Here is a 19,464-nt window from a genome sequence, read left to right on the forward strand (position 1 = left end):
TTAATAAACCCCCATTTCATGCCCACTATCAAAGGAATTTTTATTCCATTTTAGCGCGCTATTGCAGCGAGATTTTAGAACAAAACCATCGCTTAAGACAGCTTTCCTTTTAGTGCCGCTAAAGCTGCAAAAGGATTTTCATTTTCTTCTTCTGGGATATCACCCACTTGCTCAACCGCCATTTCACAGTCATCATGCTTGGGTGCCATAGGCGTCTTCAGGAGTATTTCATCTTCAATCAGGTTTTTGAGTGGCAACAGACGCTCAGGGGACTGCTCAGTGATGATTTCATCGAGTAGCAGATAGTCTTGCTCTTCATCAACCAAGCGTACTTGGCTCTCATCATCAAGCAGAGCGATGTCGTACTCATCCGTCAAATCGATAGCAATCGGTTGCAGGCAGCGCTGGCAAGTGAGCCAAACCTCACCTTCTAACTCAAAACCCAGATGAAGCACGTTATTGTGCCGATATAGAGTGATACTGGCTTTAAGTGATGGCTGCTCATGCTCTGTGCTCAAAATAGCAGCCAAGCGTTCAAAGGTTGATGGCATTACCATGCCTGTCCATTCAAAACCACTGTCTGCCCATTTATCCAGCACGATGTTTTCAGGTAATAATCCTGAATGGCTGTTGGTAGTAGCAGCTTGTTTACTTGCTTGCATGCTTGACATACGCGGCCTCATTGATCAAAACGGTGTATAATATTAGCGGTCATACTAACGGAAAGCATCACGCGGTGCCAGCAGTAGTATGTTACGATTTTTGCGCGCTGTCTATAATGCCAAACCCATAGCGACGCGCACGTGTCTCTTTTATCGGATCATCATCTCATCTATGTCCTCAACTATTCAGCAACCTGACTTCTCTAACTTACTTGGCAATCATCATGACGCCCAGTTACAACAACAGCTCCAATGTGAGCTAAATACCAGTTTGAGTATCAGCACAGAAATGATACTTCATTTGCAGACGCAGTGGCAGGCTATCGGTTTTTCAGTACCGCATAATGTGATCAATCAGCCAGCATATAATGCAGCAGCTATAGAGTTGCAGGCCACGGAGTGGCTGATTAGCTTATTTAATATTTTATTTGCTGAGCAAAATGTCACCTTGGTGCGAGGTACCGCCGAGCCCGAATACTACCCTGCCAATCCTCATCAACCTGCTCGCATTGAGTTCGCTCACGGTTATTTTGCCAGTGCATTACATGAAATCAGCCATTGGTGTATTGCTGGTAGTCGGCGCCGATTACTATCAGATTTTGGCTACTGGTATGCCCCTGATGGCCGTAGTCTAGCGCAGCAGCAAGCCTTTGAACGCGTTGAGATCAAACCACAGGCTCTAGAGTGCTTATTCACCCTAGCTTGTGGTCGGCATTTTCGCGTATCACAAGACAACTTGTTTGCAGATTTTGACACCTCTGGTAGCACTTTTGCTGGCGATGTTTATCAGCAAGCACAGCAATATATCCAGTCACCAAAGCAGCTGCCCAAAGATGCCAAGGTATTACTGCTGGCATTACTCACGATTTGTCATGGCTAATCGTTTACTTAGCAAAACACTGTTCAAACTATCCTATTGCTTACGATAAATACATTCTCACTCACACACTGCCCTTTTACCGTAACGTGATCGCACTTTTACCTTGGTAATGCAAGCGTTATACTGATGACTTGAGTGACGGTTTTAATTAACAGCGTTCATAACGAATAAATCATACTAATAATAATGATCAAGGAGCACTTTATGCAAACTTTTTATATTCACCCAGACAATCCGCAGCCTCGTCTTATCGAACAGGCAGCAGACGCACTACGTAATGACCAGCTGCTCGTCTACCCTACAGACACCAGTTACGCATTCGGTTGCCGCTTAGGTGCCAAAGACGCACTAAACAAGCTCAAGCATATTCGCGAGCTTGACGACAAGCACCAATTCACGTTGCTGTGCCGTGATCTGAGTGAAATTGCCACTTATGCCACAGTAGACAATGTCCAATTTAAGCAATTAAAAGCGCATACACCTGCGCCAATTACGTTTATCTTAAATGCCACTAAAGATGTACCAAAAAAATTAGCCCACCCCAAGAAAAAGACCATTGGCATCCGTGTCCCTAGTAATCCTATTGCACAGGCCTTGCTGACTGCTATGGATGAGCCGATATTGACCAGCTCTCTTTTATTGCCTAATGATGATCGCGTCCTCGATGACCCTTTTGATATCGAAGAACTGTTGGGCACCCAAATTGATGCCCTTATCAATGCAGGTATTAAAACCACCAAGCTCACCACTATCGTTGATATGACCAGTAGCCAACCAGAGCTGATCAGACAAGGTGCGGCCGATGTCAGCGCACTCCTGTTATAGCTTGATAGCGCCACACCATATTATAGGCTATTGATAGCTCATGCGATCTCTTGTCTGTCACTAATGTAGTCAAGTCATCGCCCATAAAAAAAGCTCCAAGTTATTGGAGCTTTTTTATACAACATACAGATAGCTTGTCAGATTAGTCGCGATCAACCAATTCTACATAAGCCATAGGTGCATTATCACCGTCACGGTAACCGCATTTTACGATACGTAAATAGCCACCTGGACGCGTTTGATAACGAGGACCCAAAGTACCAAATAGTTTACCTACCATAGCTTTGCTACGCATACGGCTAAAAGCCAAACGACGGTTTGCAACACTATCTTCTTTTGCTAAAGTGATTAATGGCTCGGCAACGCGGCGCAATTCTTTAGCTTTTGGCAATGTTGTTTTGATCAGTTCATGCTCAAATAGTGAGTTGGTCATGTTCTGGAACATTGCCTTACGATGACTGCTGGTACGACCCAGCTTGACTCCACTCTTACGATGGCGCATGGTCAAATATCCTTAAAGTTTAACGGCTACGATAAGAAAAGCGGTCATCAACACGTAAATCAGCGGGTGGCCAATTATCAAGGCGCATGCCAAGCTCTAAATCTTTAGATGCTAGTACGTCTTTGATTTCTGTTAATGATTTCTTACCAAGATTTGGGGTTTTGAGTAGTTCAGTCTCTGAACGTTGTACCAAATCACCGATATAGTAAATGTTTTCAGCTTTCAAACAGTTGGCTGAGCGAACCGTTAGTTCAAGATCGTCTACAGGGCGTAGTAGCACTGGATCAACCTCTTCTTTCTCTTTCACAGGCTCAGGCGCTTCTTCAGCTTCTAGGTCAACAAAGATAGAAATCTGTTGCTGCAAGATAGTTGCTGCTTTACGAATCGCTTCTTCTGGATCAATAGTGCCATTTGTTTCAAGCTCAATGATAAGACGATCAAGATCTGTACGCTGTTCTACACGAGCGTTCTCAACTTGATAAGCGACTCGAAGCACTGGGCTAAAGCTTGCGTCAAGCTTTAGGCGACCAATTGCTTTTGTATCACCATCTTCACGGCGCTGGTTTGCTGGCTCATATCCACGACCCATTACCACACGTAGGCGCATCTTAAGATGACCACGCTCACTCAATGTTCCCAATACCAAATCTGGATTCGTGATATCCACATTATGCGGCAAAGAGATATCGGCAGCAGTAACGGTGCCTGGACCTTGTTTATCCAAGGTCAAGAATACTTCATTTTGGTCATGAAGAGTGATCGCAAGGCCTTTGAGGTTCAAAAGCAAATCGAGCACATCTTCTTGCAGCCCTTCAAGCGTAGAGTATTCATGGTCAACACCATCAATCTCAGCTTCAATGACTGCAGCACCAGGTAACGAAGACAGTAAAATACGGCGTAAGGCATTCCCTAGGGTATGCCCAAAGCCGCGTTCTAACGGCTCGAGCGTGACTTTCGCAATCGTTTCATTGACCGTATCCACGTTAATGGCATTCGGTGTTAGAAACTCAGTTGCATTTAGCATCATGATGTCACCTCGATTTATTTAACTGGTTTAATTAACGTTGTTTGCTTAACGTCAGTTATTTAGAGTACAGCTCAACGATCAAGCTTTCATTGATTTCAGCAGGTAGATCAATGCGATCAGGCGCTTGTTTGAACGTGCCTTGTAGTTTGCTGTGATCAACGTCTAGCCACTCTGGAATACCACGTTGGGTCGCCAGTTCAATAGCATTCTTGATACGCAGTTGTTCGCGAGCTTTCTCTTGGATGGCGATGACATCACCGTCTTGTAGCTGAATTGATGGAATGTTCACACGAACAAACTCGTCACGACCAGCTTTTTTTACCATTACAGCGCGATGGCTAACCAATTGGCGTGCTTCAGCACGTGTTGAGCCAAAGCCCATACGGTACACAACGTTGTCTAAACGGCTTTCTAGCATTGCTAGCAAGTTTTCGCCAGTAGCACCACGTTTACGCGCTGCTTCTTTATAATAGTTCGCAAACTGACGCTCTAATACGCCGTAAATACGCTTAACTTTTTGCTTTTCACGCAATTGTAGAGCATATTCTGAAGTTTTGTTACGACTAACGCCATGCTGACCTGGTGGACGCGCAGCTTTCTTAGTTTTCACGTCATAAGGTTTAACGCCAGACTTAAGACCTAAGTCTGTGCCTTCACGACGTGATAATTTTAGTTTTGGTCCAATATAGCGGGCCATTTTTATGTCTCCTTAAGCTTTTGGGATAAAAAAGCTTCGTCTTAAATATTAGACGCGGCGCTTTTTCGGCGCACGGCAACCATTGTGTGGGATTGGGGTTACATCAGAGATGCTATTAATTTTATAACCCAATGCACCTAGTGCTCTTACCGCAGACTCACGACCCGGTCCTGGTCCTTTGACCAAAACATCGACATTCTTAACACCATATTCTTGAGCCGCTTTACCAGCGACTTCAGCTGCAACCTGAGCTGCAAATGGTGTAGATTTACGTGAACCACGGAAGCCTTGTCCACCTGAAGTGGCCCAAGCCAATGCATTACCTTGACGATCGGTAATCGTAACAATGGTGTTATTAAAAGACGCATGGATATGGGCTACGCCCTCCGATACTGAACGACGAGTCACTTTCTTGCGACTACGAGTGTCTTTAGCCATCTTTTAGCTTCCTAAGTTAATTATCTTTTGATTGCTCTACGTGGACCCTTACGAGTACGCGCATTCGTTTTCGTACGTTGGCCGTTTACAGGCAAGTTACGACGATGACGAATGCCACGATAACAGCCCAAATCGACCAAACGCTTGATATTCATTGACACTTCACGACGAAGATCACCTTCGGTTGTAAAGTTTGCAATTTCTGCACGGATAGCATCCAACTGTGTATCATCTAACTGACTGATTTTAGTAGTCGGTGCAATATTAACTGCTTCTAATATTTTCTGAGCAGTAGTGCGACCGATACCAAAGATGTAAGTTAGTGAAATAACAGCATGCTTATTATCCGGAATGTTAACACCGGCAATACGAGCCATTGATTTCTCTCCATTAAAGAAAAATAGTCGCTATTTACGATAAATAGAGCCCTATTCTTCAGATTTATTGCGGTTAATACTGCCTGCTTAAGTTTATGTACCTAGTTGCCAATCAGCTGGTGACCTACACTATGATGCCATTCTTAAAAACAGCAGTATGAACTACGGCAAGTGGCGGATGATATCGCATCCGCCATTTTTTTTCAAGTCTTGATTGTATTATTAGCAAAAGAATAGTTTCTAATGCCAATAACATTAACCTTGACGCTGCTTATGACGTGGCTCAGCTGTGCAAATAATATGTACTCTACCTTTACGGCGTACCACTTTACAGCTACCACAGATTTTTTTAACTGATGCTTGAACTTTCATCGCATGCTCCTTGGAATATCACTTTACTCGTCTAATATAAAATATCTAAGATCGAGAAGGTGACTGAATTAACGTCTGATCATGATATTGATGGGTCATCAAATGCGCTTGAATCTGCGATATGAAGTCCATTACCACAACCACCATAATCAGTAGCGACGTACCACCGAGATGGAATGGCACACCAAATGACGACTGAATGATCATTGGCATTAAACAGATGACCGTCATATATATTGCGCCAATAAAGGTCAAACGGTTTAACACATGATCGAGGTAACGTTGAGTTTGTTGTCCAGGACGAATACCTGGAATATACGCCCCGCTACGCTTAAGGTTTTCGGCAACTTCGCGCGGACTAAAGACCAATGCTGTATAAAAATAGCAAAAGAAGATAATCATCGCACCAAATAAAACCAAATACAAGGGCTGTCCTGGTGACAAGACCAGTGCCATATTTTGTAGTATCTTTTGTATAAAGGTGGGATCAGTTGATTGGCCGACCCATTGACCCAAACTTGCTGGAAATAGCAACAGCGAGCTGGCAAAAATAGCAGGGATAACACCTGCCATATTGATCTTCAGTGGCAAATGTGATTGCTGCTGAGCATAGATCTTACGCCCTTGCTGCTGCTTTTGGGCATAGTTAACAGGTACACGGCGCTGCGCACGCTCAATATATACAATGCCTGCCGTTACCGCCACACCAAGAATCACAAAGATAAACAAGACGATCAGGTTCATTTGACCCTGATTTACCTGCTCAATAGATTGTGAAATCATACCGGGTGTACCCGCAACAATGCTGGCAAAAATAAGCATCGAGATGCCATTACCAACACCGCGCTCGGTAATCTGCTCACCAAGCCACATTAAAAACATCGCCCCTGCAACCAGTGATGTCACAGCAGGAATGTAAAATGTTAGACCAACAGATAGTGTCAAATTCTGGCTGATTAAGCCAGCACACATCCCTAATGACTGCACAAAAGCTAAGGCAAGTGTACCCTGACGAGTATACTTGTTTAGCTTGCGCCTACCTGCTTCGCCCTCTTTTTTGAGTGCTTCAAGCGATGGTAGGACTGCTGACATCATCTGTACAATAATTGACGCTGAAATGTACGGCATAATGCCAAGCGCCATGATCGACATCCGCTCAAGCGCGCCACCTGAGAACATATTAAACATGCTCAAAATGGTGTTTTCATTGCGCGAGAACAGCTCTGCCAGATTGTCTGGGTTAATGCCCGGTACAGGAATATGTGACCCTAAACGATAAACAATCAATGCGCCGATTAAAAAAAGTAAGCGCGACCACAACTCATCATACTTACGTATGAAGGCTAACGGATTAAGCGGTATACCAGCCGAAGACATTGATTGTTTAGACACGTTACTACTCCTCGATGCTACCACCAGCAGCTTCGATTGCTTGTTTGGCACCTTTAGTCACTTTAACACCTTGAAAAGTGTATGCTTGAGTGACTTCACCTGACAAGATAATGCGAGCACGTTTCATGTCATGACGAATAATGTTGGCTGCTTTCAAAGTTTCAACACTGATCACATCGCCTTCAACTTGCCTAAGCTCAGAAAGACGAACTTCTGCTGTTGTCATTGCCATTTTGCTGGTAAAACCAAATTTTGGCAAACGACGATATAATGGCATTTGACCACCTTCAAAGCCTGCACGAATGCTAGAGCCTGAACGTGATTTTTGACCTTTTACACCGCGGCCACCAGTTTTACCAAGGCCTGAACCGATACCACGACCACGACGTTGTGCGGTTTTTTTCGCGCCAACACCTGGTGATAATTCATTTAATCTAAGACCCATTACGCTTCCTCCACTTTTACCATGTAGTTAACGCTATTCACCATACCACGAGTTGAAGGGGTATCTTCAACTTCAACAGTATGACCGATACGGCGTAAACCCAATCCTTTCAAGCACGCTTTGTGGCTCTTAAGGCGATGGGCACCCGATTTCGTTTGAGTGACTTTCATTGTTTTCATCGTAACTCACCTACTCTAAGTTAGCCCAAAATTTCGTCTACAGATTTACCACGTTTAGCTGCCATCTTCTCTGGAGTTGACATATCACGCAAACCGTTAAACGTTGCACGTACAACGTTAGCAGTGTTGGTAGAACCATAACATTTAGTCAAAACATCTTTGACACCAGCAACTTCCAATACCGCACGCATTGCGCCACCAGCGATAACGCCAGTACCTTCAGATGCAGGCTGCATATAGACTTTACTTGCACCATGACGTGCTTTGATTGGGTGATACAAGGTTGCATCATTTAGCTCAACAGTAATCATATTACGTTTGGCAGCTTCTAATGCTTTTTGAATGGCAGCTGGCACTTCACGTGCTTTACCGCGGCCGAAACCAACACGACCATTACCGTCGCCCACTACTGTTAATGCAGTGAAAGAAAAGATACGACCACCTTTGACCACTTTTGCAACGCGATCAACGGTAACCAAGCGTTCTACTAAACCGTCTGTCTGTTCATTTTTCGCCATGATTAAAACTCCAGTCCATTTTCGCGAGCAGCTTCAGCTAAAGCTTTTACTCGGCCATGATATTTAAAACCACTACGGTCGAAAGCAACTTTGGTGATACCAGCTGCTTTAGCACGTTCTGCGATCATTTTACCTACAGACGTTGCTGAATCAACATTACCAGTAGCGCCAGAACGCAAGCTGCCATCTAAAGTAGAGGCTTGAGCGATCACTTCGCCACCAGCAGGAGAGATAACCTGGGCATAGATGTGCTTTGGCGTACGATTAACCGTCAGACGATAAACGCCCAAATGACGGATATGTGCGCGGGTTTTTTTAGCTCGACGCAGACGAGCTGCTTTTTTATCAAACATTTCAACTCACCTTATTTTTTCTTAGCTTCTTTGCGAACCACATGTTCGTCGCTATAACGAATACCTTTGCCTTTGTAAGGCTCTGGTGGACGGAAACCACGGATATTAGCCGCTGCTTGACCGAGCTTTTGCTTATCGTTAGATTTTAGCAAGATTTCAGTTTGCGATGGGGTTTCAGCTGATACACCTTCAGGTAACGTGTACTCTACTGGGTGCGAGTAACCGATATTTAAAGTTACTTTGTTGCCAGTAGCTTGTGCACGATAACCAACACCAAGCAGTTGAAGACGTTTTTCAAAACCTTCATTAACGCCAGTCACATAATTGTTGATAAGGGCGCGCATGGTGCCGGTATGCATCATAGCTTCTTTAGTATCGACTGTAGGTGAGAGAATGATATTATCATCTTCTTGTTTCAGCTCGACCAATTCATGCAGGCGTAAAGACATGTTACCGTTCTTGCCTTTCACTTCGACCTGCCGATCGTTCAAAGTAACGCTTACGCCATTAGGCAACGCTACTGGGGCTTTAGCCACACGAGACATAGGAGTATTCCTTTAAAAAATTAACAACTTATATTTGCGAAAAAACTAACAGGCTAAAAAGCCTGCTAGTTTAGCATAATTGAGTTCGTTAAGCACTAATAAACATAAATAAGATTATTAGGTATCACAGTAATGATAGCGCTACTTATTTTTAGCAAATCAGTAGCTACTTAGGATACTCAAATAGACTTTATTGCACTACCTTATTAAGCAACAAAGGCGATGATTTCGCCACCGATGCCTGCAGCACGTGCAGCACGATCGCTCATGATACCTTGGCTGGTAGATACAACAGCAACACCCATACCTTGTTTAACAGTAGGGATATTGTCTTTGCCACGGAACTGGCGCAGGCCTGGACGGCTATAACGCTGGATCGTTTCGATAACAGGTTTACCTTCGAAGTATTTCAATTCGATAGATAGATTTGCTTTGCCATTACCTTCTTCAGCAACAGCAGCGCTGGTCAAGTAGCCTTCGCTAACCAATAGATCAGCGATTGATTTGCGTAGCTTTGAACTTGGCATATCTACGGATACTTTATTCGCCATTTGCGCATTACGGATGCGAGTTAGCATATCCGCAACGGTATCTTGCATACTCATGTAGTTACTCCTTACCAGCTTGCTTTACGAACACCAGGCACATCGCCTTGCATGACACGCTCACGCAACATATTGCGTGACAAGCCAAACTTGCGGAAGTAGCCATGAGGACGACCTGTGATACCACAACGATTGCGCAAACGCACTGGAGAGGCATTGCGTGGCAGAGCTTGCAGCTCTAACATCGCGTCCATACGCTCTTCATCACTTGCATTTACATCGCTAATGATCTCTTTTAGCTTAATACGCTTTTCAGCGTACTTGGCAACCATTTTCTCGCGCTTTAATTCGCGGTTAATCATGCTCTTCTTTGCCATAACGTCTTTACCTTATTTAAATGGGAAGCCGAATGCTTTAAGCAACGCACGACCTTCATCATCAGTTTGAGCTGACGTGGTGATTGTCACATCCATACCACGGATACGGTCAATCTTGTCGAAATCTACTTCTGGGAATACAATCTGTTCTTTGATACCCAATGAGTAGTTGCCACGTCCATCAAATGCTTTAGGTGAAAAACCACGAAAATCACGAATACGAGGAATCGCAATGGCAATGAGACGATCTAAAAATTCGTACATTTGCTCACCGCGTAGCGTTACTTTACAGCCAATTGGCCATTCTTCACGAATTTTAAAACCAGCAACTGATTTACGCGCTTTAGTGACAACAGGTTTTTGACCAGCGATAGCGGTCATGTCCGATACTGCACCTTCAAGTAGTTTTTTATCTTGAGAAGCACCACCAACACCCATATTCAGGGTGATTTTGGTGATCTTAGGTACTTGCATCACATTGTCTAAACCAAGCTCTTGTTTGATTTGCTGCTTTAGTTCATCGTTATATAAAGATTTTAATCTTGCCATTACCATTACACCCTTAGTGTCTTACGCAGTCGCCACTACTTCACCGTTTGAACGATAGACGCGTTGTTTCTTGCCGTCTTCGCCAAACTGATAAGTAATACGATCTGCTTTTTGGGTTTGCGCATTATAAATTGCGACATTTGAAATATGCAAAAAAGCTTCTTGCTTAACAATGCCACCTTCAGCGCCAGTTGCCTGATTTGGCTTCTGATGCTTAGTAACAATATTAACGCCTTCGACTTTAATGCGATCACCTTTTACGGCTTGAACAGTGCCTTGCGTGCCTTTGTCTTTACCAGCAATCACAACAACTGTATCGCCTTTTCGTAATTTAGCCATGGGTTACCTCACAATACTTCTGGTGCTAGGGATACAATTTTCATAAACTGATCACCACGTAGTTCACGAGTTACCGGTCCAAAAATACGAGTTGCAATAGGTGCTTTATTTTGGTTCAACAAAACCGCAGCATTGTCGTCAAAACGTAGCACAGAACCGTCAGGGCGACGAACGCCTTTTTTGGTACGTACAACTACTGCATTCATCACGTCGCCTTTTTTAACACGACCACGAGGAATGGCTTCTTTAACCGTCACTTTAATGATATCGCCAACCGATGCATAACGACGATGAGAGCCACCCAGTACTTTAATGCACTGAACTCGTCTTGCACCGCTATTGTCTGCAACTTCCAGCATAGACTCAGTCTGAATCATAGCGTTACTCCACACATGTGAGCAATAAAAACCAGTTGCTGCCGCTAGCACAGTATGAGCAAGCGGCATTTTAATATAAATAACCGTATTTTGCTCTTAATGTGAATGATTTACGCTCGGCGCAATCAGCATCCTTAAAAGGCGGCTATTTTAACAGCTTCTGGCTTTTAATGCAATTTACTTAGATTTTTTCTACTGTTTCAACCACATCCACTAAAGTCCACGCTTTAGTTTTAGAGATTGGACGCGTTTCTTTGATGCGTACAAGATCGCCCTGCTGGCAGACATTGTTTTCATCATGTGCTTTGATTTTAGTAGAACGACGAAGTTGTTTGCCATACAAAGGATGACGAACCAAACGCTCAATCAAAACAGTAATGGACTTGTCCATCTTGTTGCTGACAACTCGTCCTGTTAAGACGCTAGCATTTGTGGGTGCTTGATTGTTATCACTCATGAGTCGCCTCGTTGTTTCTCGTTAATCAAAGTCTGAATCTGAGCAATCGTACGACGATTGTCTCTGACTTCATGGGTATTACCCAACTGACCAGTTGCTTTAGCCATACGAATACGGAAAGCATCAAGTTGCTTTTCATCAAGTAACTGGGTCAGTTCTTCTAATGATTTATCACGTAATTCACTGATCTTCATTACATTATCGTCCGCTTAACAATGGTAGTTTTAAAGGGCAGTTTTGCTGCAGCAAGCGTTAAGGCATCGCGAGCAAGCTCTTCTGAAACCCCTTCGATTTCATATAGCACTTTACCAGGTTTGATTTCGCATACCCAATATTCGACTGGACCTTTACCTTTACCCATACGTACTTCTAATGGTTTGTTGGTAATTGGCTTGTCTGGGAATACACGAATCCAAATCTTACCACCACGTTTGATTTTACGAGTAATGGTACGGCGTGCTGCTTCGATTTGACGGGCGGTCATACGACCACGCGTCAATGATTTTAGACCAATTTGTCCAAAAGCAACGGTGCTTCCACGATGAGCTAGCCCTGTGTTACGCCCCTTATGCATTTTGCGAAACTTGGTACGTTTTGGTTGTAACATAGTTTAACCTCTGTCTGAGTTCCGGCGATTTCCACGACCACGGCGTTTTGGCGCACGAGGCTTCTCTTCGTTGACGGGATTGTATACGCTGTTCATACCGTCAAGGATTTCCCCACGGAAAATCCAAACTTTCACACCGATAGTGCCATAAGTTGTTTCTGCACGTACTGATGAATAATCGATATCAGCGCGTAAGGTGTGTAATGGTACACGACCTTCACGATACCATTCAGTACGAGCAATTTCAGCGCCGCCAAGACGACCAGAAAGTTCAACTTTGATACCTTTAGCGCCTGAACGCATGCTGTTTTGCACAGCGCGCTTCATCGCACGGCGGAACATAACACGGCGAGCAAGCTGGCTTGCGATGCCATCTGCTACCAGACGGGCATCAAGGTCAGGAGATGTGATTTCTTCAATATTGACCTGAGCAGGTACGCCCATAATTTTGGTCAGCTCTTTTTGAAGCTTCTCAATATCTTCGCCTTTCTTACCAATAACGATACCAGGACGTGCAGTAGAGATGGTGATTTTAGCAGCGCCAGTAGGACGTTCGATCATGATGTTGCTGATCATCGCGTTATCTAGCTTTTTGCGTAAAAACTCACGTACTTGGATGTCGTTGATGAGGTATTCTGAGTATTGTTTAGGATCAGCATACCAGTTTGCATTATGCTTTTTGACAACACCAAGACGAATTCCGATTGGATGTACTTTTTGACCCATAACTTATTCTCCTACCTTAATAGTGATGTGACAGGTACGCTTACTGATACGATCAGCACGACCTTTAGCACGTGGTAGGATACGCTTTAGCGTGATGCCTTCATCAACATAGATAGTAGAGACTTTAAGGTCGTCAATATCTAAGCCGTGATTATGTTCGGCATTGGCGATGGCTGAGTTAAGACATTTCTTAACAAACACAGCGCCTTTTTTATTGCTATACGTTAGGATATCCAAAGCACGCTCAATAGATTTGCCACGAACTTCATCAGCAACGAGTCTAACTTTTTGTGCCGAGATGGCGGCACCGCGTAATTTTGCAGTTACTTCCATGGTAAGCACCTTATTTCTTAGCTTTTCTGTCAATGCCATGACCACGATACGTACGAGTCGGGGCAAATTCACCTAGTTTATGACCAACCATCTGCTCGCTTACGATAACCGGTACATGAGTACGGCCGTTGTGAACAGATAAAGTTAGGCCAACCATTTGTGGCAGAATCATCGAGCGGCGCGACCAAGTTTTGATGGGCTTGCGTGAGTTGGTTTCAATTGCAGTCTCAACTTTGGCAAACAAGTGCGCATCGATGAATGGACCTTTTTTCAATGAACGAGGCATGAAATTCTTCCTTTATTTCTTCTTGGCGCGACGGCGACGGATGATCATACTGTCAGTACGCTTATTGTGACGCGTTTTAAGTCCTTTAGACTTCTGACCCCAAGGGCTGGTTGGATGGCGACCTTTGTTACGACCTTCACCACCACCATGTGGGTGATCAACTGGGTTCATTGCCACACCGCGAACGGTAGGACGAACACCGCGCCAACGTGAAGCACCGGCTTTACCAAGTGATTTCAAGTTGTTTTCAGTGTTAGAAACTTCACCAATAACCGCACGGCAGTTGACGTGAACACGACGAGTCTCGCCTGAACGTAGACGAAGAATCGCATAGATACCATCACGGCCTAGTAGCTGTACGCCTGCACCCGCTGAACGAGCCATCTGTGCGCCTTTACCGATTTTTAATTCGATATTATGGATCACAGTACCCAATGGGATGTTTTTAAGTGGCAAGCAGTTACCTGGACGGATCGGTGAATTTTCACCTGATTGTACAGTATCACCAGCAGCCAGTTTCTTAGGAGCAATGATATAACGACGCTCACCATCAGCATATCTTACTAGTGCGATGTGTGCAGTACGGTTAGGATCATACTCAATGCGCTCTACGGTCGCTGGAATATTATCTTTGGTACGTTTGAAGTCAATAACACGGTAATGATGCTTGTGACCACCGCCAATGTGGCGAGTGGTAATACGACCATTGTTGTTACGACCACCTGACTTGCCTTTTGATTCGACAAGTGCTGCATGAGGACGACCTTTGTAAAGGTGTGGATGCACCACTTTTTCAACAAAACGACGGCCTGGTGATGTTGGCTTTGCTTTTACGATAGGCATGAGTGTTATCCTTATTCGTTGTTCGCTGTTTCACTAGCAGAGTCAGTCGTGTTTGCGACTTCTTCACCAGCATCAGCCATTTGTACATCTTGACCAGCTTTTAAGGTAACATAGGCTTTTTTGTAGTCGTTGCGACGGCCAATGCTTTTACCAAAACGCTTTGTCTTACCTTTAACATTCAAAGTGTTCACGCGAGTGACTTCAACACCTTCAAACATTAACTCAACTGCTTTTTTGATTTCACGTTTAGTGGCGTTAGTATCAACTTTAAATACCTGAACACCTAGTGAGTCACCGAGCATTTGAGATTTTTCTGAGAATACAGGTCCTTTTAAGACCTGATAAAGTCTTGCGTTATTCATGCTAGTGCTTCCTCAAATTGTTTCGCAGCTTCGACTGACATGATCACTTTATCAAAGGCGATCAGGCTCACTGGATCCACTTCGTTTGTACCAAGTACATTGACGTGTGGAATGTTGCGGGCTGCTAAGTATAAGTTTTCGTCAACTTCTTTGGTGACGATCAATGCACGAGGGGCATTTAGTTCACTTAACTTTGCGATCAGCTCTTTGGTCTTAGGTGCAGAAACACTTAATTCTTCAACCAAGATTAGACGCTCTTGACGTACTAGCTCGGCTAGGATGCACTGCATAGCACCGCGATACATTTTGCGGTTAACTTTTTGTGACCAGTCTTGTGGTTTTGCAGCAAATGCACGACCACCTGAACGCCAGATTGGGCTACGAATAGAGCCTGCACGAGCGCGACCAGTACCTTTTTGACGCCATGGCTTGATGCCACCGCCAGAAACTTCGGCACGGGTTTTTTGTGCACGTGTGCCTTGGCGAGCACCAGCAAGATATGCGGTGACAACCTGATGCACTAATGCTTCGTTGAATTCACGACCAAACGCTGTGTCAGAAAGCTCAACCGCCGCACCTGTAACTGTTTTTAAATCCACGTTAATCCCCTTGCTTAGGCTTTGATTGACGGACGTACGATGACATCGCCACCGTTGGCACCTGGGATAGCACCCTTGATGACAAGTAACCCTTTTTCGGCATCAACCGAGACCACTTCTAGGCCTTGAACGGTTACACGCTTGTTACCCATCTGACCTGGCATCTTTTTGCCTTTAAATACGCGACCTGGTGTCTGGTTTTGACCAGTTGAACCAAGAACACGGTGAGACACTGAGTTACCATGGGTGGCATCTTGCATGCTGAAGTTGTGACGCTTCACGCCGCCTTGAAAGCCTTTACCTTTACTCTGTCCTGTGACATCAACCATCTGACCTGTTTCAAATAGGTCAGCTAGGATCTCACCACCAACTTCACGACCTTCAAGATCGCTTTCGTTGGCACGAAATTCCCAAACACCACGACCAGCTTTAACGCCAGCTTTCGCGAAATGACCTTTCTGTGCAGCAGTTACGCGGCTGTCACGACGAGTACCTGTGGTGATTTGAATGGCTTGATAGCCATCTGTATCAGTATTTTTTACTTGAGTAATGCGGTTTGCATCGACCTCAATCACGGTTACAGGGATAGACGCACCTGCTTCAGTGAAGACACGGGTCATGCCGCATTTTTTACCGACTAAACCGATCGCCATTTTAAACCTCTTTATATCTTCTATGAATGGGTTGGGTGTTTAATTTGCATTAACCCAAAGCAATTTGAACGTCGACACCCGCCGCTAAATCTAACTTCATTAACGCGTCCACAGTTTTGTCAGTAGGCTGAACAATATCAACCATACGCTTGTGGGTACGAATTTCGTACTGGTCACGAGCGTCTTTATTGACGTGTGGCGAGGTTAGGACGTTGAATCGCTCAATGCGAGTCGGCAACGGTACAGGACCACAAACTTGCGCACCAGTGCGCTTTGCAGTATCAACAATCTCTTGTGCAGATTGATCAATCAAACGATGATCAAAAGACTTAAGACGGATACGGATTCTCTGGTTAGCCATGCCAGCAAGCTCCTAATATGTGCTTTTGTCATTCTTGCGCTGCAAGTGGATGACTAAAAGCCGTTTGGTTAAAGATTTACTTCAAGCGGCTTTATATTCTTAAATAGAACCAGCAGCGTGCTAAAAGCAAAATAATTTAAAGCCCCGCCAGCCTTCCTATTAATTGGAAAGCAGCAAAGGCATATGAAATAGTGCTAGAAACGATGCTCTAGCTGTCATAGCGCCAGCTGTTTGCTTGGCCGTGCGCTTATAATTCAGTGGTGCTTATTATACACTGCATTCAGACAATTGCAAGGACTATCTGAGCAGCAGTTTTGAGAACGGTGCTGCCAAAAGCTCAATATTCTTAGCTTTTTTGGCTTGTTATCAACGTTGTTGTATCTATTTACTTAGTCTAGAACAATGTCATATTGCTCTTGGGTATATAGGTTTTCAACTTCAAAGGTGATGACGCGACCCAGTAAATATTCTAGGTCGGCTACTGTATCCGCCTCTGAAGTCAGCAGCAGGTCAATCACTGCCGCATGAGCGACGACGGTGAATTTTTTGGGTGAGTTGTAGGTACGGGCGCAGCGCATGATTTCGCGGAATATCTCAAAGCAGACGGTCTCAGCAGTTTTGACAAAGCCGCGACCTTGACAGGTGGAGCATGGCTCACACAGCTGCTGACCGAGGGATTCACGCGTCCGTTTGCGCGTCATTTCAACCAAGCCAAGTTCGCTGACTTGCGTAATATTGGTTTTGGCATAGTCTTGGGTCAACTGCTCTTGCAAGCTGGTCAGTACGTCATCTTTGTGCTCTTGCTCAAGCATATCGATAAAGTCGAGAATGATGATACCGCCAAGGTTACGCAGGCGTAGCTGACGGGCAATGGCATGTGTGGCTTCCAAGTTAGTTTTGTAGACCGTATCCTCCAATGAGCGGCCACTGACAAAAGAGCCTGTGTTGACGTCAATGGTAGTCATGGCTTCGGTCTGATCGATAATCAGGTAGCCACCAGATTTGAGATCCACACGGCGTTTTAGCGCGTCACGTAAGTCCTCTTCGACGCGGTGAACGTCGAACAGCGCAGGCTCGGCGGTATAGTGGGTAATGCGATCATAGACGAAAGGTACAAACTCTCGAGCAAAGTGACGCACTTGCGCATAAATTTGGGCATTGTCCACGACGACTTTTTCGGTACCTGCATGTACGAGGTCACGTAGGGAGCGCAGTGGCAGTGACAACTCTTGGTAGATCAGCTCTGAGCTTTGATGGTGATTGATCTCTTGGCGACGGGCACAAACGGTGCGCCACAACTGCAAAAGGTAGTAGATATCCTCTTCGAGCTTTTCGACGGGAACGCGCTCGGCGGCGGTGCGGGCGATGAGGCCGCCTTTTAGATTGACAGTTTGCATCAAGTTGCCAAGCTCAGTTTTTAGGCGGTGACGCTCTTCTTCACTGTCGATGCGCTGTGAAATACCAATATGGGTACTGGATGGTAGATATACCAAATAGCGTGATGGCAGCGAGATATTGGTGGTCAAGCGTGCGCCTTTACTGCCCAGCTGGTCTTTGGTGACCTGCACAAGAATACGCTGGCTTTCGTGTAGGCGGTGCTGAATCAGGTTTCTGCTGGCAACGGCAACCAGCTCGGTGCTTTTTGTGCTGACCACTGGCGGCATGACTGGGATGTCAACGTCGGTATCAGGGTCACTGGTCAGCTCAGGAATACTACTGACGGTCTTGGGCTTGCTGGCGACAGGCTGCGGACGCTGCATGTCATTAACATGTAAAAATGCGGTTCTTGATTGACCAATATCAACAAAGGCCGCCTGCATGCCTGGCAGAACTCGTACCACTGTTCCCAAATAAATATTGCCCACCAGTCCCAGTTTATGATGCCGCTCAATATAAATTTCGCTGAGCACACCGTTGTCCAACACTGCCACGCGAGATTCCATAGGGCTAACATTGATAAGCAGTTCTTCAGACATAGTGCCTCTTCTCTTATTGTTGATGATAGGGGGTCAAATTGATGCTGCCAGTCGCAATTGACAGCGCATTTGATGCGTTAACAGTGTAACAAATCTACCAGATGCTGCCTATGATGCAGCACTGATATCAACCAAGCACGCCATGCTGGTTTTTTTAATGTGCATTCGTAAATGCCTGTCTTTTGGCATCATTAAGTAGTGCTAGGGTTTGTGCCAATGGTAGGCCGACCACATTGGTATAGCTGCCGTTGATGCGCGTCACCCACGCCGCGGCCAAACCTTGAATGGCATAACCACCAGCCTTATCAGCAGGCTCACCCGTTGCCCAGTATGTTGTCATCATCTCTGCAGTCAGCGGCACAAAAGTGACATCGGTACGTTCAATAAAACGCTGCTGCCACATCACTTCGGCCACAGTGTCACCTTGCATATTTGCTTCAACACGTACTTGAGTTGCTTGCACTGCAGTCCATACTTGGTGCGTGGCGTCTGACATCTGTTGCCACATACGATAGGCATGCGTGCTGTCTTCAGGCTTGACCAACACAGTCAGACCATCCGGTAATACACCGATGGTATCGGCAGTAAGAATGGTCAGTACGGTTGGTATGGCCTGCTCTGCTATGGCGCATGGACTGTCGTCGCGGCATAGTGCGGTAATAGCAGCCTCTGCTTTGGTGGCAACCATACGCTGAATATAGTCAGTAGGATGCTCACCATCCTGCGGCGTCTCGTCAATATCAACGCTCATGACGGTACAGTCGATCTGCGCGCTTGCCAGCAGCTCACGCCGACGCGGCGATCCTGAAGCGAGTATTATCATAATGATCTGTTTCTCTTTAAAAAATGGGTTTTGAATGGA

General features: G+C 45.1%; 33 protein-coding genes. 2 read left to right on the plus strand and 31 right to left on the minus strand.

The window, feature by feature from the left end:
• Positions 1–92: 92 nt before the first annotated feature.
• On the minus strand, positions 93–671 hold the full coding sequence (locus ACFI32_RS06395) for a YceD family protein (protein ID WP_462625683.1): 579 nt from the start codon (positions 669–671) through the stop codon (positions 93–95).
• A gap of 163 nt (positions 672–834) precedes the next feature.
• On the opposite strand from ACFI32_RS06395, the gene ACFI32_RS06400 reads away from it, so the two are divergent.
• Positions 835–1,542, plus strand: coding sequence for an elongation factor P hydroxylase (locus ACFI32_RS06400; protein ID WP_462625684.1), 708 nt, complete (start codon positions 835–837; stop codon positions 1,540–1,542).
• A gap of 204 nt (positions 1,543–1,746) precedes the next feature.
• Positions 1,747–2,367 carry an L-threonylcarbamoyladenylate synthase gene (locus ACFI32_RS06405; RefSeq protein WP_462625685.1) on the plus strand — a complete coding sequence of 207 codons (621 nt, stop codon included), beginning with the start codon at positions 1,747–1,749 and terminating at the stop codon, positions 2,365–2,367.
• A gap of 142 nt (positions 2,368–2,509) precedes the next feature.
• Here the strand turns inward: ACFI32_RS06405 and rplQ are convergent, their stop codons facing one another.
• The 30 genes from rplQ to ACFI32_RS06555 form a co-directional block, all read right to left on the minus strand.
• Positions 2,510–2,869, minus strand: a complete 360-nt coding sequence (rplQ, locus tag ACFI32_RS06410) for a 50S ribosomal protein L17 (protein ID WP_169393449.1) — start codon at positions 2,867–2,869, stop codon at positions 2,510–2,512.
• 19 nt (positions 2,870–2,888) lie between these two features.
• Positions 2,889–3,896 (minus strand): DNA-directed RNA polymerase subunit alpha, encoded by a 1,008-nt coding sequence (locus tag ACFI32_RS06415; RefSeq protein WP_462625686.1) that lies wholly within the window; start codon positions 3,894–3,896, stop codon positions 2,889–2,891.
• A 55-nt stretch (positions 3,897–3,951) separates the two neighbouring features.
• The gene (gene rpsD, locus ACFI32_RS06420) at positions 3,952–4,593 is read right to left on the minus strand and encodes a 30S ribosomal protein S4 (protein ID WP_462625687.1); all 642 of its coding nucleotides are present in this window, start codon (positions 4,591–4,593) and stop codon (positions 3,952–3,954) included.
• A 48-nt stretch (positions 4,594–4,641) separates the two neighbouring features.
• On the minus strand, positions 4,642–5,031 hold the full coding sequence (gene rpsK / locus ACFI32_RS06425) for a 30S ribosomal protein S11 (RefSeq protein ID WP_025644368.1): 390 nt from the start codon (positions 5,029–5,031) through the stop codon (positions 4,642–4,644).
• Between the two features lie 20 nt (positions 5,032–5,051).
• Positions 5,052–5,408 (minus strand): 30S ribosomal protein S13, encoded by a 357-nt coding sequence (gene rpsM, locus ACFI32_RS06430; protein WP_462625688.1) that lies wholly within the window; start codon positions 5,406–5,408, stop codon positions 5,052–5,054.
• 255 nt (positions 5,409–5,663) lie between these two features.
• Positions 5,664–5,780 (minus strand): 50S ribosomal protein L36, encoded by a 117-nt coding sequence (gene rpmJ, locus ACFI32_RS06435; RefSeq protein ID WP_010196721.1) that lies wholly within the window; start codon positions 5,778–5,780, stop codon positions 5,664–5,666.
• Positions 5,781–5,825: 45 nt separating this feature from the next.
• Positions 5,826–7,157 carry a preprotein translocase subunit SecY gene (gene secY / locus ACFI32_RS06440; protein ID WP_462625797.1) on the minus strand — a complete coding sequence of 444 codons (1,332 nt, stop codon included), beginning with the start codon at positions 7,155–7,157 and terminating at the stop codon, positions 5,826–5,828.
• A 19-nt stretch (positions 7,158–7,176) separates the two neighbouring features.
• Positions 7,177–7,617 (minus strand): 50S ribosomal protein L15, encoded by a 441-nt coding sequence (gene rplO, locus ACFI32_RS06445; RefSeq protein WP_462625689.1) that lies wholly within the window; start codon positions 7,615–7,617, stop codon positions 7,177–7,179.
• Positions 7,617–7,796: a 50S ribosomal protein L30 gene (rpmD, locus tag ACFI32_RS06450; RefSeq protein WP_462625690.1), complete on the minus strand. Its 180-nt coding sequence runs from the start codon at positions 7,794–7,796 to the stop codon at positions 7,617–7,619. Before rpmD ends, rplO begins: the two co-directional genes overlap by 1 nt.
• A 20-nt stretch (positions 7,797–7,816) precedes the next feature.
• Positions 7,817–8,314 (minus strand): 30S ribosomal protein S5, encoded by a 498-nt coding sequence (gene rpsE / locus ACFI32_RS06455; RefSeq protein ID WP_462625691.1) that lies wholly within the window; start codon positions 8,312–8,314, stop codon positions 7,817–7,819.
• A 2-nt stretch (positions 8,315–8,316) separates the two neighbouring features.
• Entirely contained in the window at positions 8,317–8,667 is a 351-nt protein-coding gene (gene rplR, locus ACFI32_RS06460) for a 50S ribosomal protein L18 (protein WP_462625692.1), read from the minus strand.
• Positions 8,668–8,678: 11 nt separating this feature from the next.
• Complete coding sequence (gene rplF / locus ACFI32_RS06465; protein WP_462625693.1) at positions 8,679–9,212, minus strand: 50S ribosomal protein L6; 534 nt, start codon at positions 9,210–9,212, stop codon at positions 8,679–8,681.
• A gap of 206 nt (positions 9,213–9,418) precedes the next feature.
• Positions 9,419–9,817, minus strand: a complete 399-nt coding sequence (gene rpsH / locus ACFI32_RS06470; protein ID WP_462625694.1) for a 30S ribosomal protein S8 — start codon at positions 9,815–9,817, stop codon at positions 9,419–9,421.
• Between the two features lie 11 nt (positions 9,818–9,828).
• Positions 9,829–10,134 carry a 30S ribosomal protein S14 gene (gene rpsN, locus ACFI32_RS06475; protein WP_462625695.1) on the minus strand — a complete coding sequence of 102 codons (306 nt, stop codon included), beginning with the start codon at positions 10,132–10,134 and terminating at the stop codon, positions 9,829–9,831.
• Positions 10,135–10,146: 12 nt separating this feature from the next.
• Positions 10,147–10,683, minus strand: a complete 537-nt coding sequence (rplE, locus tag ACFI32_RS06480; protein WP_462625696.1) for a 50S ribosomal protein L5 — start codon at positions 10,681–10,683, stop codon at positions 10,147–10,149.
• A gap of 21 nt (positions 10,684–10,704) precedes the next feature.
• The gene (rplX, locus tag ACFI32_RS06485) at positions 10,705–11,022 is read right to left on the minus strand and encodes a 50S ribosomal protein L24 (protein WP_462625697.1); all 318 of its coding nucleotides are present in this window, start codon (positions 11,020–11,022) and stop codon (positions 10,705–10,707) included.
• Between the two features lie 8 nt (positions 11,023–11,030).
• Positions 11,031–11,399 (minus strand): 50S ribosomal protein L14, encoded by a 369-nt coding sequence (gene rplN, locus ACFI32_RS06490; RefSeq protein WP_131668169.1) that lies wholly within the window; start codon positions 11,397–11,399, stop codon positions 11,031–11,033.
• A 181-nt stretch (positions 11,400–11,580) separates the two neighbouring features.
• Complete coding sequence (gene rpsQ / locus ACFI32_RS06495; protein ID WP_462625698.1) at positions 11,581–11,856, minus strand: 30S ribosomal protein S17; 276 nt, start codon at positions 11,854–11,856, stop codon at positions 11,581–11,583.
• Complete coding sequence (gene rpmC / locus ACFI32_RS06500) at positions 11,853–12,050, minus strand: 50S ribosomal protein L29 (RefSeq protein WP_462625699.1); 198 nt, start codon at positions 12,048–12,050, stop codon at positions 11,853–11,855. Before rpmC ends, rpsQ begins: the two co-directional genes overlap by 4 nt.
• Positions 12,050–12,463: a 50S ribosomal protein L16 gene (gene rplP / locus ACFI32_RS06505; protein WP_025644399.1), complete on the minus strand. Its 414-nt coding sequence runs from the start codon at positions 12,461–12,463 to the stop codon at positions 12,050–12,052. The genes rpmC and rplP overlap by 1 nt, the downstream gene beginning before the upstream one ends.
• A gap of 3 nt (positions 12,464–12,466) precedes the next feature.
• Positions 12,467–13,189: a 30S ribosomal protein S3 gene (rpsC, locus tag ACFI32_RS06510; protein WP_462625700.1), complete on the minus strand. Its 723-nt coding sequence runs from the start codon at positions 13,187–13,189 to the stop codon at positions 12,467–12,469.
• Positions 13,190–13,192: 3 nt separating this feature from the next.
• Positions 13,193–13,522, minus strand: a complete 330-nt coding sequence (rplV, locus tag ACFI32_RS06515; protein WP_169393469.1) for a 50S ribosomal protein L22 — start codon at positions 13,520–13,522, stop codon at positions 13,193–13,195.
• A gap of 10 nt (positions 13,523–13,532) precedes the next feature.
• Positions 13,533–13,808: a 30S ribosomal protein S19 gene (gene rpsS, locus ACFI32_RS06520; RefSeq protein WP_462625701.1), complete on the minus strand. Its 276-nt coding sequence runs from the start codon at positions 13,806–13,808 to the stop codon at positions 13,533–13,535.
• Between the two features lie 12 nt (positions 13,809–13,820).
• Positions 13,821–14,651, minus strand: a complete 831-nt coding sequence (gene rplB, locus ACFI32_RS06525) for a 50S ribosomal protein L2 (protein WP_462625702.1) — start codon at positions 14,649–14,651, stop codon at positions 13,821–13,823.
• 11 nt (positions 14,652–14,662) lie between these two features.
• Positions 14,663–15,013, minus strand: a complete 351-nt coding sequence (gene rplW / locus ACFI32_RS06530) for a 50S ribosomal protein L23 (protein WP_462625703.1) — start codon at positions 15,011–15,013, stop codon at positions 14,663–14,665.
• Positions 15,010–15,612 (minus strand): 50S ribosomal protein L4, encoded by a 603-nt coding sequence (rplD, locus tag ACFI32_RS06535; RefSeq protein WP_462625704.1) that lies wholly within the window; start codon positions 15,610–15,612, stop codon positions 15,010–15,012. Before rplD ends, rplW begins: the two co-directional genes overlap by 4 nt.
• Before the next feature lie 14 nt (positions 15,613–15,626).
• Entirely contained in the window at positions 15,627–16,265 is a 639-nt protein-coding gene (rplC, locus tag ACFI32_RS06540) for a 50S ribosomal protein L3 (protein ID WP_462625705.1), read from the minus strand.
• Between the two features lie 49 nt (positions 16,266–16,314).
• Positions 16,315–16,626 (minus strand): 30S ribosomal protein S10, encoded by a 312-nt coding sequence (rpsJ, locus tag ACFI32_RS06545; protein ID WP_010196670.1) that lies wholly within the window; start codon positions 16,624–16,626, stop codon positions 16,315–16,317.
• Between the two features lie 389 nt (positions 16,627–17,015).
• The gene (locus ACFI32_RS06550; RefSeq protein WP_462625706.1) at positions 17,016–18,602 is read right to left on the minus strand and encodes an Rne/Rng family ribonuclease; all 1,587 of its coding nucleotides are present in this window, start codon (positions 18,600–18,602) and stop codon (positions 17,016–17,018) included.
• A gap of 154 nt (positions 18,603–18,756) precedes the next feature.
• Positions 18,757–19,428: a Maf family protein gene (locus ACFI32_RS06555; protein ID WP_462625798.1), complete on the minus strand. Its 672-nt coding sequence runs from the start codon at positions 19,426–19,428 to the stop codon at positions 18,757–18,759.
• Between the last annotated feature and the right edge of the window lie 36 nt (positions 19,429–19,464).

It is taken from the genome of Psychrobacter sp. PSi21, from assembly GCF_054960615.1.

Bases quoted from the DNA above. Each gene is read 5' to 3' on its own strand.
- rplF (WP_462625693.1), bottom strand. From the start codon at position 9,212: ATGTCTCGTGTGGCTAAAGCCCCAGTAGCGTTGCCTAATGGCGTAAGC.
- ACFI32_RS06550 (WP_462625706.1), bottom strand. From the start codon at position 18,602: ATGTCTGAAGAACTGCTTATCAATGTTAGCCCTATGGAATCTCGCGTG.
- rpsQ (WP_462625698.1), bottom strand. From the start codon at position 11,856: ATGAGTGATAACAATCAAGCACCCACAAATGCTAGCGTCTTAACAGGA.
- rpsS (WP_462625701.1), bottom strand. From the start codon at position 13,808: ATGCCTCGTTCATTGAAAAAAGGTCCATTCATCGATGCGCACTTGTTT.
- rpsJ (WP_010196670.1), bottom strand. From the start codon at position 16,626: ATGGCTAACCAGAGAATCCGTATCCGTCTTAAGTCTTTTGATCATCGT.
- rplW (WP_462625703.1), bottom strand. From the start codon at position 15,013: ATGAATAACGCAAGACTTTATCAGGTCTTAAAAGGACCTGTATTCTCA.
- rpsC (WP_462625700.1), bottom strand. From the start codon at position 13,189: ATGGGTCAAAAAGTACATCCAATCGGAATTCGTCTTGGTGTTGTCAAA.
- rplC (WP_462625705.1), bottom strand. From the start codon at position 16,265: ATGGCGATCGGTTTAGTCGGTAAAAAATGCGGCATGACCCGTGTCTTC.
- rpsD (WP_462625687.1), bottom strand. From the start codon at position 4,593: ATGGCCCGCTATATTGGACCAAAACTAAAATTATCACGTCGTGAAGGC.
- rplP (WP_025644399.1), bottom strand. From the start codon at position 12,463: ATGTTACAACCAAAACGTACCAAGTTTCGCAAAATGCATAAGGGGCGT.
- rplQ (WP_169393449.1), bottom strand. From the start codon at position 2,869: ATGCGCCATCGTAAGAGTGGAGTCAAGCTGGGTCGTACCAGCAGTCAT.
- rplO (WP_462625689.1), bottom strand. From the start codon at position 7,617: ATGGGTCTTAGATTAAATGAATTATCACCAGGTGTTGGCGCGAAAAAA.
- rpsH (WP_462625694.1), bottom strand. From the start codon at position 9,817: ATGAGTATGCAAGATACCGTTGCGGATATGCTAACTCGCATCCGTAAT.
- rpmD (WP_462625690.1), bottom strand. From the start codon at position 7,796: ATGAAAACAATGAAAGTCACTCAAACGAAATCGGGTGCCCATCGCCTT.
- rpsM (WP_462625688.1), bottom strand. From the start codon at position 5,408: ATGGCTCGTATTGCCGGTGTTAACATTCCGGATAATAAGCATGCTGTT.
- rpsK (WP_025644368.1), bottom strand. From the start codon at position 5,031: ATGGCTAAAGACACTCGTAGTCGCAAGAAAGTGACTCGTCGTTCAGTA.
- rplR (WP_462625692.1), bottom strand. From the start codon at position 8,667: ATGTTTGATAAAAAAGCAGCTCGTCTGCGTCGAGCTAAAAAAACCCGC.
- ACFI32_RS06415 (WP_462625686.1), bottom strand. From the start codon at position 3,896: ATGATGCTAAATGCAACTGAGTTTCTAACACCGAATGCCATTAACGTG.
- rpmJ (WP_010196721.1), bottom strand. From the start codon at position 5,780: ATGAAAGTTCAAGCATCAGTTAAAAAAATCTGTGGTAGCTGTAAAGTG.
- rplB (WP_462625702.1), bottom strand. From the start codon at position 14,651: ATGCCTATCGTAAAAGCAAAGCCAACATCACCAGGCCGTCGTTTTGTT.
- ACFI32_RS06405 (WP_462625685.1), top strand. From the start codon at position 1,747: ATGCAAACTTTTTATATTCACCCAGACAATCCGCAGCCTCGTCTTATC.
- rplE (WP_462625696.1), bottom strand. From the start codon at position 10,683: ATGGCAAGATTAAAATCTTTATATAACGATGAACTAAAGCAGCAAATC.
- rplV (WP_169393469.1), bottom strand. From the start codon at position 13,522: ATGGAAGTAACTGCAAAATTACGCGGTGCCGCCATCTCGGCACAAAAA.
- ACFI32_RS06395 (WP_462625683.1), bottom strand. From the start codon at position 671: ATGTCAAGCATGCAAGCAAGTAAACAAGCTGCTACTACCAACAGCCAT.
- secY (WP_462625797.1), bottom strand. From the start codon at position 7,157: ATGTCTTCGGCTGGTATACCGCTTAATCCGTTAGCCTTCATACGTAAG.
- rpsE (WP_462625691.1), bottom strand. From the start codon at position 8,314: ATGGCGAAAAATGAACAGACAGACGGTTTAGTAGAACGCTTGGTTACC.
- rplN (WP_131668169.1), bottom strand. From the start codon at position 11,399: ATGATTCAGACTGAGTCTATGCTGGAAGTTGCAGACAATAGCGGTGCA.
- rplX (WP_462625697.1), bottom strand. From the start codon at position 11,022: ATGGCTAAATTACGAAAAGGCGATACAGTTGTTGTGATTGCTGGTAAA.
- rpsN (WP_462625695.1), bottom strand. From the start codon at position 10,134: ATGGCAAAGAAGAGCATGATTAACCGCGAATTAAAGCGCGAGAAAATG.
- ACFI32_RS06400 (WP_462625684.1), top strand. From the start codon at position 835: ATGTCCTCAACTATTCAGCAACCTGACTTCTCTAACTTACTTGGCAAT.
- rpmC (WP_462625699.1), bottom strand. From the start codon at position 12,050: ATGAAGATCAGTGAATTACGTGATAAATCATTAGAAGAACTGACCCAG.